17 protein-coding genes and 1 pseudogene are annotated in these 14650 nt (G+C 66.9%); 9 read left to right on the top strand and 9 right to left on the bottom strand.

The window, feature by feature from the left end:
* Positions 1 to 52: 52 nt before the first annotated feature.
* Both msrA and AB0D85_RS02835 read left to right on the top strand, forming a co-directional pair.
* On the top strand, positions 53 to 766 hold the full coding sequence (msrA, locus tag AB0D85_RS02840) for a peptide-methionine (S)-S-oxide reductase MsrA (RefSeq protein ID WP_362312706.1): 714 nt from the start codon (positions 53 to 55) through the stop codon (positions 764 to 766).
* A complete protein-coding gene (locus tag AB0D85_RS02835) occupies positions 759 to 1187 on the top strand; it encodes a hypothetical protein (RefSeq protein WP_362312704.1) in 429 nt (142 codons plus the stop codon). The genes msrA and AB0D85_RS02835 overlap by 8 nt, the downstream gene beginning before the upstream one ends.
* Positions 1188 to 1199: 12 nt before the next feature.
* Here the strand turns inward: AB0D85_RS02835 and AB0D85_RS02830 are convergent, their stop codons facing one another.
* Positions 1200 to 1829: a hypothetical protein gene (locus AB0D85_RS02830; RefSeq protein ID WP_362312703.1), complete on the bottom strand. Its 630-nt coding sequence runs from the start codon at positions 1827 to 1829 to the stop codon at positions 1200 to 1202.
* Between the two features lie 180 nt (positions 1830 to 2009).
* On the opposite strand from AB0D85_RS02830, the pseudogene AB0D85_RS02825 reads away from it, so the two are divergent.
* Positions 2010 to 2156 (top strand): annotated as a pseudogene (locus tag AB0D85_RS02825) (DUF4291 family protein); the annotation flags it as partial.
* Between the two features lie 155 nt (positions 2157 to 2311).
* Positions 2312 to 2911, top strand: coding sequence for a hypothetical protein (locus tag AB0D85_RS02820; protein ID WP_362312701.1), 600 nt, complete (start codon positions 2312 to 2314; stop codon positions 2909 to 2911).
* A gap of 29 nt (positions 2912 to 2940) precedes the next feature.
* Here AB0D85_RS02820 and AB0D85_RS02815 read toward each other — a convergent pair whose 3' ends face one another.
* On the bottom strand, positions 2941 to 4065 hold the full coding sequence (locus tag AB0D85_RS02815; protein WP_362312699.1) for a hypothetical protein: 1125 nt from the start codon (positions 4063 to 4065) through the stop codon (positions 2941 to 2943).
* A 162-nt stretch (positions 4066 to 4227) separates the two neighbouring features.
* Complete coding sequence (locus AB0D85_RS02810; protein WP_362312697.1) at positions 4228 to 5175, bottom strand: 2-dehydropantoate 2-reductase; 948 nt, start codon at positions 5173 to 5175, stop codon at positions 4228 to 4230.
* A gap of 181 nt (positions 5176 to 5356) precedes the next feature.
* Between AB0D85_RS02810 and AB0D85_RS02805 the strand changes: the two genes are divergently transcribed.
* Positions 5357 to 6610 (top strand): IS256 family transposase, encoded by a 1254-nt coding sequence (locus AB0D85_RS02805; RefSeq protein WP_362312695.1) that lies wholly within the window; start codon positions 5357 to 5359, stop codon positions 6608 to 6610.
* A gap of 53 nt (positions 6611 to 6663) precedes the next feature.
* Here AB0D85_RS02805 and AB0D85_RS02800 read toward each other — a convergent pair whose 3' ends face one another.
* Positions 6664 to 7407, bottom strand: coding sequence for an SDR family NAD(P)-dependent oxidoreductase (locus AB0D85_RS02800; protein WP_362312694.1), 744 nt, complete (start codon positions 7405 to 7407; stop codon positions 6664 to 6666).
* A gap of 76 nt (positions 7408 to 7483) precedes the next feature.
* Between AB0D85_RS02800 and AB0D85_RS02795 the strand changes: the two genes are divergently transcribed.
* Positions 7484 to 8158: a TetR/AcrR family transcriptional regulator gene (locus AB0D85_RS02795; protein ID WP_362312692.1), complete on the top strand. Its 675-nt coding sequence runs from the start codon at positions 7484 to 7486 to the stop codon at positions 8156 to 8158.
* A 453-nt stretch (positions 8159 to 8611) separates the two neighbouring features.
* Here AB0D85_RS02795 and AB0D85_RS02790 read toward each other — a convergent pair whose 3' ends face one another.
* Together AB0D85_RS02790 and AB0D85_RS02785 are read right to left on the bottom strand one after the other, a co-directional pair.
* Positions 8612 to 9256 carry a class I SAM-dependent methyltransferase gene (locus tag AB0D85_RS02790; protein ID WP_362312690.1) on the bottom strand — a complete coding sequence of 215 codons (645 nt, stop codon included), beginning with the start codon at positions 9254 to 9256 and terminating at the stop codon, positions 8612 to 8614.
* Positions 9257 to 9369: 113 nt separating this feature from the next.
* Complete coding sequence (locus AB0D85_RS02785) at positions 9370 to 9993, bottom strand: hypothetical protein (protein WP_362312688.1); 624 nt, start codon at positions 9991 to 9993, stop codon at positions 9370 to 9372.
* Positions 9994 to 10105: 112 nt separating this feature from the next.
* Between AB0D85_RS02785 and AB0D85_RS02780 the strand changes: the two genes are divergently transcribed.
* A complete protein-coding gene (locus AB0D85_RS02780) occupies positions 10106 to 10597 on the top strand; it encodes a DUF4291 domain-containing protein (RefSeq protein ID WP_362312686.1) in 492 nt (163 codons plus the stop codon).
* A gap of 222 nt (positions 10598 to 10819) precedes the next feature.
* Positions 10820 to 11788 (top strand): pyridoxal-phosphate dependent enzyme, encoded by a 969-nt coding sequence (locus tag AB0D85_RS02775; protein WP_362312684.1) that lies wholly within the window; start codon positions 10820 to 10822, stop codon positions 11786 to 11788.
* A 154-nt stretch (positions 11789 to 11942) separates the two neighbouring features.
* Here AB0D85_RS02775 and AB0D85_RS02770 read toward each other — a convergent pair whose 3' ends face one another.
* The 3 genes from AB0D85_RS02770 to AB0D85_RS02760 form a co-directional block, all read right to left on the bottom strand.
* Entirely contained in the window at positions 11943 to 12605 is a 663-nt protein-coding gene (locus AB0D85_RS02770; RefSeq protein ID WP_362312682.1) for a hypothetical protein, read from the bottom strand.
* A 92-nt stretch (positions 12606 to 12697) separates the two neighbouring features.
* On the bottom strand, positions 12698 to 13150 hold the full coding sequence (locus tag AB0D85_RS02765) for a hypothetical protein (protein WP_362312680.1): 453 nt from the start codon (positions 13148 to 13150) through the stop codon (positions 12698 to 12700).
* Between the two features lie 81 nt (positions 13151 to 13231).
* On the bottom strand, positions 13232 to 13654 hold the full coding sequence (locus tag AB0D85_RS02760; protein ID WP_362312679.1) for a hypothetical protein: 423 nt from the start codon (positions 13652 to 13654) through the stop codon (positions 13232 to 13234).
* A 324-nt stretch (positions 13655 to 13978) separates the two neighbouring features.
* Here AB0D85_RS02760 and AB0D85_RS02755 point away from each other — a divergent pair, with 324 nt between their 5' ends.
* On the top strand, positions 13979 to 14449 hold the full coding sequence (locus tag AB0D85_RS02755; protein WP_362312677.1) for a GNAT family N-acetyltransferase: 471 nt from the start codon (positions 13979 to 13981) through the stop codon (positions 14447 to 14449).
* Positions 14450 to 14650 lie beyond the last annotated feature (201 nt).

Here is a 14650-nt window from a genome sequence, read left to right as displayed (position 1 = left end):
CCGGGCCCCACGGAACCAACGACCCCGTACCCCAGACCGACAGGGAGACCGCATGTTCTTCGGCCGCACGCCGCAGCTCCCCACCCCCGAACAGGCGCTCAAGGGCCGGGCCGAGCCCGCGTTCGCGGTCCCCGACCGTCACACCGTCCTGGGCAACCCTCTCCTCGGCCCCTACCCCGAGGGCCTGGAGGTGGCCGACTTCGGCCTCGGCTGCTTCTGGGGCGCCGAGCGCACGTTCTGGCGGCTCCCGGCGGGCGTGTGGACGACGCTCGTCGGCTATCAGGGCGGCCACACCGAGAACCCGGTCTACGAGGAGGTCTGCTCGGGCCTGACCGGCCACACGGAGGTCGTGCGCGTGGTCTACGACCCGAAGCTGATCTCCTACGACCACCTCCTGAAGACCTTCTGGGAGTCCCACAACCCCACGCAGGGCTTCCGCCAGGGCAACGACGTCGGCACGCAGTACCGCTCGGCGGTCTACCCCCACACCCCGGAGCAGGCGGCGACGGCCGAGGCGAGCCGAGAGACCTACCAGAAGGTCCTCACCGCCTCCGGCTACGGCACGATCACCACGGAGATCCTCCCGGCCCAGGGCCGCCCCTTCTACCCGGCGGAGGCTTACCACCAGCAGTACCTTTCGAGCAGCAAAAACCCGGGCGGGTACTGCGGGTTGGGTGGGACGGGGGTCAAGCTAAGTACCCCGTTCGAGACCAACTGGGGCGCCTCGTGCCCGACAGGGCTCGCTCCTGCTCCCACGGATGACTGACCGCTTGCCGATGGCCGTGTTCGGTGATCGTCGCGCTGGTGAGTTCAGCTTCAGGGAACACCTGGAGCTGATCAGGACACGGCCTGGCATGTACGGCCTGGACGGCTCCTACGGCAACTACGTCACTTACCTCTACGGCTATGACGCGGGGACCCAGGGCAGCGCGCTGCTCGGGTTCCGGGAGTGGCTACTCCTCAAGCTGGGGCGACACAGCAGCTTGGTGTGGTCGAGCCTCATCACAGAGCTCGCAGTACCGGGAGCCTCGAAATCCTTCGGCTATCGAGGTCTGGACGAGGAACAGAACCAGACAGCGGTACAGGCCCTGTTCAAATTCCTCGGAGACTTTCTGCAGGACCGTGACGCAGAGCGCGACGGACTGCGAGTCATCTTTCGCGACTACTCGTTGCGCTTCGCAGAGTGATCCACGAACCGGCTACGCACTTGTGGCGCCATCGGCTCGGCCTGCCGATGAACCGACGAACACCGCCAGGTAGCGGAACTCTCCACCTGCTCCGCTCTGCTCGGAGTACGTCTCCCACTTGAGGGGGTACGTACCTCGCAGACTGCAGGTGTTCGGCTCGTAAGTCCCCTCGGCCCAGAGCAGCGTCCCCGCGAGTCCCCGTCCGTCGTGAATCCGGAAGTCATGATCCCGAGTACGTCGGTGGCCAGGGCCCGGCGGAGCCCACAGGGACGTCGCGTTGGACAGCATGAGAGCAAGACCGTTCTGACCGGGCCGACGGCAGAAGCGCTCCAGCCTCGCTATGTCCCGAACGAAGTGCAGGCGGGCAAGGTCGTTGGCGCCGTGTGCCTTCAGGGCATAGTCCTCGACCGGAGTGCCGGCCTTGCCGGTCCAACCTCGGGTGACGTACTTGAATTCGATCGCGGTGCGGCCCTCAGGCCCGAGGCACTGGAGGTCCAGATACTCGGTCTTACCCGCCCCTCGCTGCGGCACCTCAAGCCGCGAGTGCACGTCCGGCGCCAGCTCCCAGAGGACCCGGGCAAAACTGTGCTGAAGGTCGGCTTCGGAGTGGAAGACCGGCCTGTGCCGGGACAGCTCCGTCATGACGTCGTCCAGTGAGGCCCGTCCGGCAATGCTTCTCGTAGGATCTATCGGCGCCATGGTCACTGCGCCATTGAAGTGGTCCCCGCCTGAACTCTCAAGCTCTGCAGGCCCCCTGCACGGCACCAGTCGCGTTCGAAAATGAATGGCTGGCAGGGATCCAGGAGCCGCACCCTGTACGTCATGGACGAACCGCAACACAGGATCCGCGCGCTGCACACGGCATCCACGATCACCGTTTACCAGGCATACGCCCCGGAAATCGGCCTGCCCGCCGTCCAGGAGGGCCGTTTCCCCGCCGCGTGGAAGCGCGACAGGATGACGTGGGTCATCAAGCAGCGTTCACAGCCGACAAGAACCTGTGCCCACGGGCTGGGCCGAGGTGTCGAGGCGAGGATCATGGTCCCGTGATGAAGTGGACGAAGGACAGGCCCCCGGAAGGGCCGTCCGAGCATGAGCCTGAACTCTCGCCCTACCAGAGGGCGATGCGGAACCGGCTTCTCGCGGCCCCCGTGGTGGCCGCGCCCGAACCCTGGCGGCCCGTCTTCGAGTACGAGTACGGCGTCCCCGTCGGCGGACTGCTCGGGATCGGCTTCGCGACGGACCCCGACAACGGCCGCGATCTGGTGATGGTCGTCTCCTCCGCCGGCCACGGCCTCTTCGACGCCGTGACCGGCGAGAAGATCGCCAGGGACCGCGACCCCGCTCCCGAGGACAGCACCCCCGACGCAGTCGCCGACCTGTCCTGCCCCGGGCTCGGGCCGATCACCGGAAGCCGCGTACGCATCGCCGGGCTCTTCGGCGGAGGGCTGCACACCACCACCAAAGACGGCTGGACCTTGGAAGTCGTCTCCCCGACCTGGCCGAACGAACGGGTCCTGCTGTCCGGCGATGGCGGGCTCCCCCACGCGGGTCCGCACGGAGAGGAGTGGTGGCACATCTTCCACTCGAACTACTCCACATTCCGCGCAGCCGGCTTCTCCCCCTCCGGCCGGACGATCGCCGTGGCGACGAGCAGCGACCTCTCGCTGTGGACCCGCGAAGCGGACACCGGCACCGGCCGCTTCAGCAGTACCGAGACCTGACCTCAAAGGCGACCGCAGCGCCGTGCCCGTCAGCCGTCGAAGCGGATCCACTTGAGCGGCGTGTCACCCAGTGGGGCAAGAGCGGCGCGATGGGTTGCACCGGCCCAGACACTGAAACCGGCGTCACCACGCTCGTCCGAGACATGCAGAACGAGACCTGGAGCCACGTAGAAGCGCGTGGGGAACGCAGCGCAGAAGGGCCGCAGGGGCACGGGGAGAAGTCCTTCGGTGAGCCGGTCGAGCTGCTGTTCCGTGACCTGGTCGCACAGAGCCACGTAATCCGCACCCATGGAAGCCTCATAGAGCGAGAACTGTATGAGGAAGCCGCTGAGAGGTTCCTGCTCGGCGATCGGGGGTTCGTCGTACTCACGGAACCAGACGGTCGGATCAGCTTCGGGGCCATCGAGCGTCCACAGCAGCGACCAGAAGAAGCCTCCCTGGTTCTCTTCGCCGAAGAGGAGCATCTCGCCCGTAGGGTCGGTCTGAAACTTGGAGAGGGGAAGGACGCGGTTCTGCACTCCCAGACAGCGAGGGCGGTGCTGTGCCAGCCGGTAGAAATGACGCAGTCCGTCAGGCAGATCTGAAGGAGGTGCTGGTACTGGCAGTGGTTCGGCAGTCTCGGACGCAGCGGGATACCAACCGGTGATGAACTGTTCGAGCGCGCCGGCTCGGTCACCGTTCAGCTGTCCGAGCCATTCCAGGTTCGGGAGATCTGCCGGCGGGAGACAAGGGCGGACGCGGTCCAAGTCGGGCCTGCTCAACGGTGAAGCGAACCGAAGGGCACAGTCGGTGAGAACGTGCTCGTCGGAGCCTGGACGGAACACCGTGCCTGCCCGGGCCACGGATCCGGTACCTAGATACAGCAGGCCCTCCGAGTTCCGGACCGTCAGATGAACCGGCAACTTCTTGTCATCTATGCCCCGTTCCCAGGGCTCATCCATCAGCCGTTTCCTGACGGGCGTTGGTGCAGGGCCTACCAGACGGACCTCGTCGGCGTTCCACACGCAACTCCTGCCGAGAGTGTCTCCGGCTTCTACCATGATCAGCGTTCCGGCATCGCCGATGATGACGGTGGCGCTCCCGAAGATGAACCACTCCCGGGCCGCCGTGCTACCGCAAAGCGCGTACGCCCGCTCATCGTCCACGAGCGACATGGGAGATATCCCATGAGAGTGATCAACCATGTGCACATCTTCCTCGACGATCCGAAGCCGGCTGCCCACGTGCCGGACGTAGCCTGACAGCAGCAAACCAAGAAGTTTGTGAACGCCGCTTGACGTGAGTCATCATGCCGCGCTCACAGACCTTTCGACGCTTCACGACGATGGGTTGCCGCGCCCGCGCCCTGGAAATTCACCGTCCAGCGGACGCTGCGTCACATCCCCGGACTCGCTGATGGCTTCGAGCAACGCGGTCACGGTCTCGTTGTGCGGAGTGGGGATGCCTAGGCGGGCACCTACGCGCACCACTGCGCCGTTGCGCGCGTCGTATTCCATGGGCCGGCCCGCCAGGCGGTCCCACAGCATGCTGCTGCCGGACTCGGCCGGCATGGTCCGCAGCCTGGCGATGACCCGGTCGGCCATGTCCTCGGGGAGGTTCGCGCCCGACGCGGCGGCGACCTGTCGCGCTTCTTCCACCAACGCGTGGCCCAGGCGGGCGATGCGGGGATTGGCGAAGACTGGCATACGGCGCATCGTCAAGGCGGTAACGGCGCCGTTGGCCGCGTTCAGGCACAGCTTCGCCCACGCCGCGGTCACGAAGTCCTCCGTCAAAGTCACGGTGATGCCGCTGTCCTCGCACAGAACCGCAAACTTCGCGCCGTCGTCGCTCTCGGGTACCACGATCCTCGGGCGGTCGAACAGCCGAATGCGGCCGCGCTCTGGTGATTCGGCCGATATCTCCACCACCGTCGGAAGAACCCGAGCCGCGCCCGTCAGCGGTGCGACCCGCTCAACGTGCTCGATACCGTTCTGCAGCACCACGACAGGGGTGCCCGTATCGCACATTCGTTCCAGCCAGGGCGCAGCCCCAGTCGTCTGATGAGCCTTGGTCGCCAGCACCACCCACTCGACCGCAGACACCTGAGCAGGGTCGAGGATCTCCGAAATCACCGTGCTGTCGACCGCACCGTCGGACCGCGTGATCCGCAGTCCGCCCAGCGGCGAGCGCACACAGGCAGTCACATCCGCACGCCCCGTCGAGGCCAGGCCCGCGGCCACCACAGCGCCCACCGCACCCATGCCCACCACCGCAACACGTGTCATGGCCACCGAGCCTACCCGCGGGTACGGGGTCGGGGCGGGCGCGTGCTGGTGTCCAACGGAGCAATGCTCAGGACTTGTGGATCGGGTTCCCGGGGGGTGCGCGAAGGGCGTACCTTCCCGGTGATCTACAAGACACCGAGTAGAGGTCCGCGTTGCAGCGCGGGTCGGGAAGGTACGCCCTGTGCTCAGCGTAGTGAACGCCGACGGATCGACCGAGTCCGGCTCCCTGATCGACGACATCGTCCGCGAGGGCGCCCGGCGGATGCTGGCCGCGGCCCTGGAGGCGGAGGTTGACCAGTACATAGCCGAGCTGGTGGGCGAGCGGGATGCGGCCGGCCGCCGGCTGGTGGTCCGTAACGGCCGCCACCGGCCGAGGAGCGTGGTCACCGCCGCCGGTGCGGTCGAGGTCAGCGCGCCGCGGGTGAACGACCGGCGGGTCGATGCCGCCACCGGTGAGCGCAAGCGGTACTCCTCCAAGATCCTGCCGCCGTGGTGCCGCAAGTCCCCGAAGATCTCCGAGGTGCTGCCGCTGCTGTACCTGCACGGCCTGTCGTCGGGGGACTTCGTGCCCGCGCTGGAGCAGTTCCTCGGCTCCGCGGCCGGGCTGTCGCCCGCGACGGTCACGAGGCTGACCAAGCAGTGGGGCGATGACCACACCGCCTTCCAGGCCCGGGACCTGTCGGCAAGCGACTACGTGTACGTGTGGGCGGACGGCGTGCACCCCAAGGTCCGCCTCGGTCAGGCGCACAGCTGCGTGCTGGTGCTGCTCGGCGTCCGGCTGGACGGCACCAAGGAACTGATCGCGCTGGCCGAGGGGCTGCGCGAGTCGAGCGAGTCATGGGCCGATCTGCTGCGCGACTGCCGCCGACGCGGCATACGTGATCCCGAACTCGTGGTCGGTGACAGCGCGATGGGCCTGTGGCGGGCGCTCGCCGAGGTCTTCCCCGCCGCCCGGCAGCAGAGGTGCTGGGTCCACAAGGCGAAAAATGTGACAAACGCGCTGCCGAAGTCCGCCCAGCCGGGCGCCACCAAGGCGATGCAGGAGATCTACAACGCCGAGGACCGCGCCCACGCCGAGAAGGCGATCGCCGCGTTCGCCAAGACGTACGGGGCGAAGTTCCCCAAGGCCGTCGCGAAGATCACCGATGACGCCGAGGAGCTGCTGGCGTTCTACGGCTTCCCGGCCGAGCACTGGATCCACCTGCGTACGACAAATCCCACCGAATCTACCTTCTCGACCGTGAAGCTCCGGACCAAGGTCACCCGCGGCGCGGGTAGCCCCGCCGCCGCCCTGGCGATGGTGTTCAAGCTGGTCGAGTCCGCTCAGGAACGCTGGCGGGCCATCACCGGAGCCCACCTCGTCGCCCTCGTCCGCGCCGGCGCCCGCTTCGAACGCGGCCACCTCGTGGAGCGGCCCGAGGTGGCAGTCGCATGACACGGCCCCACCACGACGCTGCCGACCGATGGCTCCCAGGTGGTGGGCCTGGGTCACCAGGGGATCGGTCCGGTGTCGCGACGGTAGGAGCCCGTCTCGGCGCGATCACCGAGGGTGGCCAATTCGCAGATGACCCGGGCACCTTCGGCTGCGGTCCGCTCGACTCCGGGGATCCCCTTGGTGAAGTCGGTGCGGCAGGGGCCCGGATCGGCGGCGTTGACGAGGATCCCATCGGGACGCAGTGCCTTCGCGTACTGCAGCGTCACTTGGTTGAGGGCGGTTTTGGAAGCCGGGTAGCCCAAGAGCCCGGGCATGTTGGCGAAGTAGTGACCGGGATCGCTCATGCGGGCCAGCGATCCGACGCTGGAGGACACGTTCACGATGCGACCGGATGGCGAGCGCCGAAGCAGCGGGATCATTGCCTCGGTCACCGCGATCACGCCGAACACATTGGTGGTGAAGACCGCACGGACCGCGTCCAGGTCGACGTGGCCGGCAACCTGGAGACCCGGGTCGCCGGCGATGCCGGCGTTGTTCACCAGGACGTCCAGCCGCCCGTACTCGTGGTCCACCCATGCGGCTGCAGCGGCGATCGATGCGGCGTCGTCAACGTCGAGTCCTACGGCCACGACGTCACCGCCACGAGCACGCATCGAACGGACGGTCTCATCCACGCTCTCTGGGTTGCGGACCCCCAGGAGTACCCGCATCCCTCGATCGGCGAGGCCGTTGACGACCTCGAGCCCGATGCCGCGCCCTCCACCGGTGACCAGGGCAAGCGTCTTGTCGTCGTTCATGCCCGCAACCTCCTACTTGGATGTTTCTTCCAATTAGTAGCCTAGCCCGAAGTGGAGTAGAGTTCCAGTTATGCCCATGCCTCAGCGTGCCGACGGACGGCGGAGACGGGAGTCGCTGCTCGATGCGGCACTCGACTCGTTCGCTGAGCATGGCCTTCTTGGTGTGGGCATCGAGCAGATCCGCAGACGAGCGGGCGCAAGCCCTTCGAGCGTCTATCACCACTTCCGCGATATCGGCGATCTGACCGCCGCGCTCTTGCTCAGGACCTTCGAGCGAGTCACAGACCACATGTACCAACGTGTCACTGCCGCGAGCACGGCCGAGGACACGGTGCGGGGCCTGGTCGATGCCTATCTCGAATGGGCTCTCGAGCATCCCAACGAGGCGCGGTTCATGTACCAGGCGATGCCCCTGGAGTTCAGCGGGGAAAGGTATCGCGAACTACTCGAGGCCAAGGCCCTACTCCAGCGACCGATCTTCGCGCGCCTGCAGGCGCTCTCCCAGGCCGGCCAGCTACCTCCGTGGCCGCCGGAGCACCTCCACTCGATGCTGCTGGGAGCAGCCCACGACGCCTGTCGACACTACCTGTCAGGCACCGAGACGGACCCGGCCTGGATGCGCACGACACTTCCCGGTGCCGCCTGGCGATCACTACAATCGGGCGAGCGGCACGGCGGCACGGAAACCGTGGCAACTACGAATCGGGACGAGACGGTCACGCCGCCTGACACACCGATCCACAGGTCTTGACTATTCCTCGTCCAACGGGTTTTGCAGACAAGGTGGTTCGCTCCCTTGCGGGTCGCCCACCTGCCCGGCATCGGCATCGCCCGACAGTACGGCGAGACATACGACGACTACCTGGAGATCCTTGACCTGCTGGGCACGTTCGAAGAGCCGCGGAAAGGTCTGTGAACACGGCTTGACATGAGTCATCAAGCCACATTCACAGACCCTTCCGCGGCAGTGGTGGCACGCAAGGGATCGCTCGCTGGGTTGCGGGGAGGCTCTGCACAGTTGTCCTGTCTTAAATGATCTGGTTCCGAGTCGAGCCGCTGGCCTGCAGCGACCAGTTCAGTTGAGACGTGGGAAAGCCGGGAAGCTCAAGTGATGTGGTCCCGGGCGAGCGCATGCCGGAGGCTGTCTCAGTTGATGTGGTGCGACTTCGCTGTGTCGTCGGCCGCAACCGGACCGCTGACATGGCTAGGACTGACGGCGCGCGAAGAGGACTGCACCTGGAACGTTCTCGTCGGGGTCGATCAGCATGTGGGCCTCGACGGTGAACCCGGCATCACGTAGCCAGACCGCCACCTGGTCAGGCCGGCGGCGGTGAACGTGGACGTTCATCGGGTGACCGCCGTAGCCCTGCGTCTTCAGCCTCGACCCGTCGCCCACGTGAAAGCCGAGCAGCAGTGGCCCGCCGGGACGCAACACGCGCCGGAAGTGGCCGAAGACCGTGGGCACTGCTTCGTCGGGGACGTGAATCAACGACCAGAATGCGAGCAGGCCGACCACTGAAGCATCGGCGAGGTCGAGGTCCGTCATCGAACCCACTTCGAACCGCAGGCGGGGGTGGTCACGTCGAGCCACGTCGATCATTCCGGATGATAGGTCGATGCCGAAAGCGTCCAAACCCAGCTTGTGCAGGTGAGCGGTGACGTGCCCAGGTCCGCAGCCCACGTCCGCCACCGGCCCACCGCCATCGGCGTGCACCAATTCGGCGAACAGCGCCAGAGCCGCCCGAAGATACGGCGCCCCAGCCAGAGCCCCGCGCAATTGGTCGGCATAGCTGACCGCGACCGTGTCGTAGGAGGTCCGGGTGTCTGCCAACCAGCGGTCCGCGTTCATGGCTCGACAGAGTAGTGCAGTGATCAGGCTCGAGAACCAGACCAAGCGAGATCAACGACGTGTCAAACCAGGCCACTTGAGATGGGACGGGATCCTTCGAGAGGGGACAGCAGTCAGTCGAACGCCACGACCAAGCGGACTTCATCGTCACCGAATCGGCCGGCCAGAGCCTTCATCACAGCGAAGACGTGCGGCCACTGAGTCTCTGAACCCAAGACAGCGCCCGCGGTCAGTTGTTCGTAGACACAGACCAGATCGTCGGTAGACCACTCAACACGTTCTGAAGGGTTGCGACAGTCCAGAGGCGGCACGCCCACCAGGGACACGAACTCCGATGGCCACTGATGGGATACCGGCTGGCGGTGCAGTATCGACGGCAGCGACTTCTTGTACCAGGTCACGCGGCCGACGAAATGCTCAGGCCCGGTCGCGGGATCGAGGGAAGCGAGCTCGCCCCAGCTGACCCAGCTCGCAGCGTCCATCTCACCCCGCTCGATCCAGGAGCCCAACTGCAAGCGCATACCGCTCGACAGATCCGCGGGAAGACCACGACCGGGTGCAAGCGGCGGGAAGCCCGCGTAGTTGCGTACTCCGAAGAGAAGACCAAAGGCCGTGTAGTCGGTCTCGTCATACAGCGGCCACAGATCCATGGCAGCCACCCATGACTCGCCGTCGTAGTCGTCGGTGCCGGCATAGGTATGACGAAACTCGATCCCGCCGTATATGTCCGTGCCCATGACGGCGCACCCTAACGGCCTTGGCCTGCACGACGCACATCACTATTGAAGGTCGGCGACAGAGCGGGTCCGCGTCCCGCTTGATGCGCAGCCTGCCGCAGCCCCGGCCCTCATGTCGATCCAGTCAAAGGTCTGTGAACGAGGCTCGACATGGATCAAACCGTCGTTTTTATGGATGATGTACCGCTGCGGCTGGGGTGCCAAGCAGGGGCAGGAGACCGTCCTCGCTGTCGAGATCAGCCGGGACGGCTTCGAGTGGGCGCTGCGCCACGCGTGCCTGTCGAGTTACGTCCGCGGGGTGCACCCCGACCGTGCCGCCTGGCAACGTCAGTTGAAGCGTGCGCCTGCTCGCGTGCAGTGGGACCCCGAGCGGGACCTGTACCTCCAGCCCCTGCCGTACCGGTCCTTGCAACTGGGTCTCTCGGGTGAGGCCGTACGGCGCTACGCGGACGAGTGGACGGTCGCCATCCGCGACGTGACCCCGCTCGCCCACGAGATCCATGCCCTCGTCAGCAGTGGTGACCTGACCTCTGCGACCCGGCTGCTGCCGCAGGAACGCCCTTATCCCGCTGGCGACGAATCACTTGCCCACCTCGTGGGGTGACGGGGCGGTCCGCCGAACGACGGACCGCGGCCGATGGGTCACACGGCAGCACAGGCTCGGCGGCACCGGAGTCTCCTGCCCCATCCGCGTCGTCGCTTCTGCCGAAGACTGAGCGCTGGGGCTGGATTGGAAACACAGCCGCGCACCATCTCGTAGTACCGGCACTCGGTCCTGGCCCTTCGCCCGAAGGGGGCCGTGCCGGCGGCGCTACGCTGCCGTGTCATGCAGGAGACGCGTCTCGACACCGCTCGGATCCGGGCGGCTCGCCGCGTGATCGACCCGGTGTTTCTCGACACTCCGCTGTACCGCTGCGAGGCGCTGGAGCCCGGCCTCGGGTGCGCGGTGAGCATCAAGCTCGAAACGGCGAACCCGGTCCGCAGCTTCAAGGCCCGCGGCACCGAGGTCGTCGCGAGCCTGCTCGCCGAGCAAGGATCGCCGGCCGTGGTGTGCGCCAGTGCGGGCAACCTCGGCCAGGCCCTCGCCTGGTCCGGTCGCGGCCGGCGGCTCGACGTCACCGTAGTGGCATCCCGCTCCGCGACTGTGGCCAAGCTCGATCGCATCCGCGCGCTGGGCGCCAGGCTGGAGCTGGTGGACGGCGACCACGAGATGGCGCGCGAGCGTGCGGCAGCCATCGCGCGGTACGACGGCATCCGGCTGGTCGAGGACAGCCTGGACATCGAGACCTGCGAGGGCGCGGCGACCATAGGCCTGGAACTGGTGGACGCCGCGCCGTCGGTCCACGCCGTCCTGATCGCTCTCGGCGGCGGGGCGCTGGCCACCGGCGTCGGACACGTGCTGAAAGCCTTGGCACCCGAAGTCGAGGTGATCTGTGTCCAGCCGCTGGGCGCACCGGCGCTGACACACTCGTGGCGCCGACGGCGCGTCGTCACCACCGACTCGACCGACACCATCGCCGACGGTGTCGCCGGCCGGTACCCCATCCCGGCCGTCCTGGACGACCTCCTCCTGGTCGCCGACGACGCCGTTCTGGTCCAGGAGGCATCGATCATCGCCGGTATGCGACTGCTCCTCGACCACGCGGGCCTCGTCGTCGAACCGTCGGCCGCGCTCGGCATCGCGGCGATCCTGGAAGACCGCGACCGTTTCGCCGGCCGCCACGTAGTCACCATCGTGTGCGGCAGCAACGTCGACATGGACGCTTATCGCCGCTGGGTCGGTGCAGCTCCATAGCGGGAGCCGACACCAGCAGTACCTCTCGGGCAGCAAAAAACTCGGGCGGGTACTGCGGTCTGGGCGGCACCGGAGGCAGGGGCGAAATAGCCGCCAGTACGATCCCCGGTACTCGACGGCGAGGGCGAGCCGTGGTGCGGCGATGCGTTCGTTGTTACGGCTCGACTCCCCCGTGCAGTCCCCACTCGTCGAGGTCGGAGTAGATGAGCGCCGTCCGGCCGCGGGGGAAGGACAGGCACTCGGCCTCCCCGGAGTAGACCGCCACCAATGAGTCGCTTCCCCGCCACCAGGTGTCCGCCAGCCCTCTCACCTCACGCACCGGCTCATAGGTGTCCAGAGCGATACGGTCGACGTCGTCCCCGGTGACCCTGGTGATCTGTCTGGCCCACGCGGATGCGTGGCGGGCCAGTGCGAGTGACTCGACCCATCCCTCGACGGTCGCGTGCAGGGGTGTCCACCGCTCGGCATGGATGCCGAACTCACCGCCCGGCCCGATCATGAACGAGTAGGGGACGGCGGTCCGTTGGAGACCTGCTTCGAACCACCATCCTCCAACCGGCGACCCTTCGGGCGAGTCGGGATCGAAGTACCTGGGGCCTCCGTCGTACTCCGGAGCGAGTGGCAGGCACAGTCCGCCCCAGCGCTCTTGAAAGGCCGCCATCCGGTCGATCACCGCTGACGGAACCTCTCGGCCGAGCCACCACTGTCTGTGCTCCGCAACCGGTCGGACGTCGCCCTTGACGCCGTGCGAACTGACGAAGGACCGGGCTCTTCGGGTCAGCCCGGCGGGCACGTCGTTGATCAGGTGAGGACTCACCAGGGGGACGCTACTGGCAGGGCGACACCGCTGCCGACTGTGCTACGTGGAAGCGGGACCGGATGAGATGGGCCGCCGGTGCCGTTCTCCCGCTAGCCCTCGGTGAAGTAGGCGTACGGGGCCACCGAGACTGTTTCCGAGACCGCGCGTTCGTCGTCCTCGGCGGCTTCAGGGTCGAGGTCACCTGCCCACAGTGAGTGCATGGACCACACGGAGAAACCGGCGTGGAAGTCGTGGCCGATGTCCGAGGGTGTGCTCGTGTACCCCAGGGCGTGGAGATCCGCGACAACATCGTCCAGGAAGCGATGGGTCAATTGAACGCCGTCGAAGTGCACTTCGGTATCGGCGCCTTCACCGCTGTAGCGGATCTCCACGAGTTCGACCGTCTCGTCCGCCGCGTAGGTGATCACCAGCATGGGTGAGGTGGTGTAGACGGCCCGCCGGCCGCCGGGACCGTGATGCGGCGGGCCGATGCGCTCTTCGACCTGCGAGCGTCGATCGCCGATCTTGGCGAGGTCGGTGCCGAGTCCCGGGGTGATCTCCATGGCGGTCATCCTGTCAGGGAGGGCCGGCCGCCGGTGATCCGTTGGTCGGGGCAGGTGGATCAGCCCATCGGCTGCCTGCCCTCACCGCTCTCCCGAAGGTTCGGCTCGTTGGGCTCGCCAGAGGGAACGCAGTGTGGCGACCGCTCGCTGCGATGCCTCGTGGGGGTCGGGACGCGGTGCGTGGGTCCTTGGGCCGGCCAGGTCCCGACCGCCGAGTGACCGGGCGGGGACGGCGGTCCAGTCGGCTCGGTCCACCACCGCGACGTGTCCGCTCGCGTGCGCCGCTTCGTCCTGCCAGTCGTCCGGTGGTGCCATGAGGACACGCAGGGAGCGTTCGTCGAGCCACTCCAGCCCGAGAACCTGACGGCCGAAGTCGTTCTCGATGGGAGAGGCGACCACACCCGTTTTCATGTGCAGAAGCAGTAGCTCTCCCTCGAAGAAGTAGCCGCCGTCGTACTTGCCGGTACCTATCGCGAGCAGCGGACGCCGAGGATGGAAGGCCAACGCGTGGACGGGGAAGCGTGAGCGGATGAACGCGCGGTGGGCGGTGGTGGCACATCTTTCACTGCACCCGCTCGGAACTTCGAGCCTTCGGCTTCTCTCCCTCCGGCGAGACCGTCGCCGTCGCGACGAGCAGTGACGTATCTCTGTGGACCCGCCGCCCTGAGCAGAGCAACGGCAGCAGCGCCGCTCAGCACTGACCAACCTTCGACGTTCCTGCGGTCCCTCGGGCGAGTGCACCATTTAAAGGGGTTCCGTGACTGCGGGCTGGACCTAGGCTGAATCGGCTACCTGGGTACCGATCCTCTGGAGAGTGAGACTGCGCCTATGGGCATATCCCTGCGCGAGATCGAGGACAGCGACCTGCCGATCTTCTGGCAGCAGCTGACCGATTCCGAGTTGCAGCAGATGGCTGCTGTGACCAGGAAGTACCACTACGACCGTGGCCACTTCGACCAGCACTGGACAAAGGTGCGCTCGGACCCGTCCGTGATCGTGCGGACCGTTCTCGCCGACGGCGCTGTAGCAGGGCACGCCGCTGTCTTCGGCCCGCCGACTGAGCGTGAGGTGACGTACGTCATCGGGCGGGCGTACTGGGGTCGAGGCATCGCCACCGCGGCCCTTGCCGAACTGATCGGGCTGGAGCCCGCCCGGCCGCTGCACGCCGACGCCGCCGCCGACAATGCCGGTTCCATCCGCGTGCTGGAGAAGTGCGGCTTCATCGTCACGGGGAAGAGCCGGTGCTTCGCCCGGGCTCGTGACGAGGAGATCGACCTGGTGCACCTGATACTGAGTTGAGCACGCCGCCGTCGTCGCCCGAACCGCTCAAACGGCCGGACTCCGTGAACGCCCGGTAGTCGTTGCGGCTGCCGGGCATCGGCGGGCCGAAGGTGAAGTCGGTGGAGTCCGCCCCGGTTCGCCCGCGCGCGATCACCGGCGCCCGCCTCGTCGCAGCGGTCCGCGCGGGCGCAGGGTTCGAGAGTGGTGTCCTGGTCGAAC

The organism is Streptomyces sp. NPDC048277, assembly GCF_040652235.1.
In the GTDB taxonomy this organism is placed as follows: Bacteria; Actinomycetota; Actinomycetes; order Streptomycetales; family Streptomycetaceae; genus Streptomyces.
The sequence above is the reverse complement of the archived record's forward strand: the minus strand, read 5'-3'. Positions and strand labels throughout refer to the sequence as shown.

Coding starts and splice junctions, on each gene's coding strand:
- msrA (WP_362312706.1), top strand. CDS start 53: ATGTTCTTCGGCCGCACGCCGCAGCTCCCCACCCCCGAACAGGCGCTC.
- AB0D85_RS02835 (WP_362312704.1), top strand. CDS start 759: ATGACTGACCGCTTGCCGATGGCCGTGTTCGGTGATCGTCGCGCTGGT.
- AB0D85_RS02830 (WP_362312703.1), bottom strand. CDS start 1,829: ATGACGGAGCTGTCCCGGCACAGGCCGGTCTTCCACTCCGAAGCCGAC.
- AB0D85_RS02820 (WP_362312701.1), top strand. CDS start 2,312: ATGCGGAACCGGCTTCTCGCGGCCCCCGTGGTGGCCGCGCCCGAACCC.
- AB0D85_RS02815 (WP_362312699.1), bottom strand. CDS start 4,065: ATGTCGCTCGTGGACGATGAGCGGGCGTACGCGCTTTGCGGTAGCACG.
- AB0D85_RS02810 (WP_362312697.1), bottom strand. CDS start 5,175: ATGACACGTGTTGCGGTGGTGGGCATGGGTGCGGTGGGCGCTGTGGTG.
- AB0D85_RS02800 (WP_362312694.1), bottom strand. CDS start 7,407: ATGAACGACGACAAGACGCTTGCCCTGGTCACCGGTGGAGGGCGCGGC.
- AB0D85_RS02795 (WP_362312692.1), top strand. CDS start 7,484: ATGCCTCAGCGTGCCGACGGACGGCGGAGACGGGAGTCGCTGCTCGAT.
- AB0D85_RS02790 (WP_362312690.1), bottom strand. CDS start 9,256: ATGAACGCGGACCGCTGGTTGGCAGACACCCGGACCTCCTACGACACG.
- AB0D85_RS02785 (WP_362312688.1), bottom strand. CDS start 9,993: ATGGGCACGGACATATACGGCGGGATCGAGTTTCGTCATACCTATGCC.
- AB0D85_RS02780 (WP_362312686.1), top strand. CDS start 10,106: ATGTCGATCCAGTCAAAGGTCTGTGAACGAGGCTCGACATGGATCAAA.
- AB0D85_RS02775 (WP_362312684.1), top strand. CDS start 10,820: ATGCAGGAGACGCGTCTCGACACCGCTCGGATCCGGGCGGCTCGCCGC.
- AB0D85_RS02765 (WP_362312680.1), bottom strand. CDS start 13,150: ATGGAGATCACCCCGGGACTCGGCACCGACCTCGCCAAGATCGGCGAT.
- AB0D85_RS02755 (WP_362312677.1), top strand. CDS start 13,979: ATGGGCATATCCCTGCGCGAGATCGAGGACAGCGACCTGCCGATCTTC.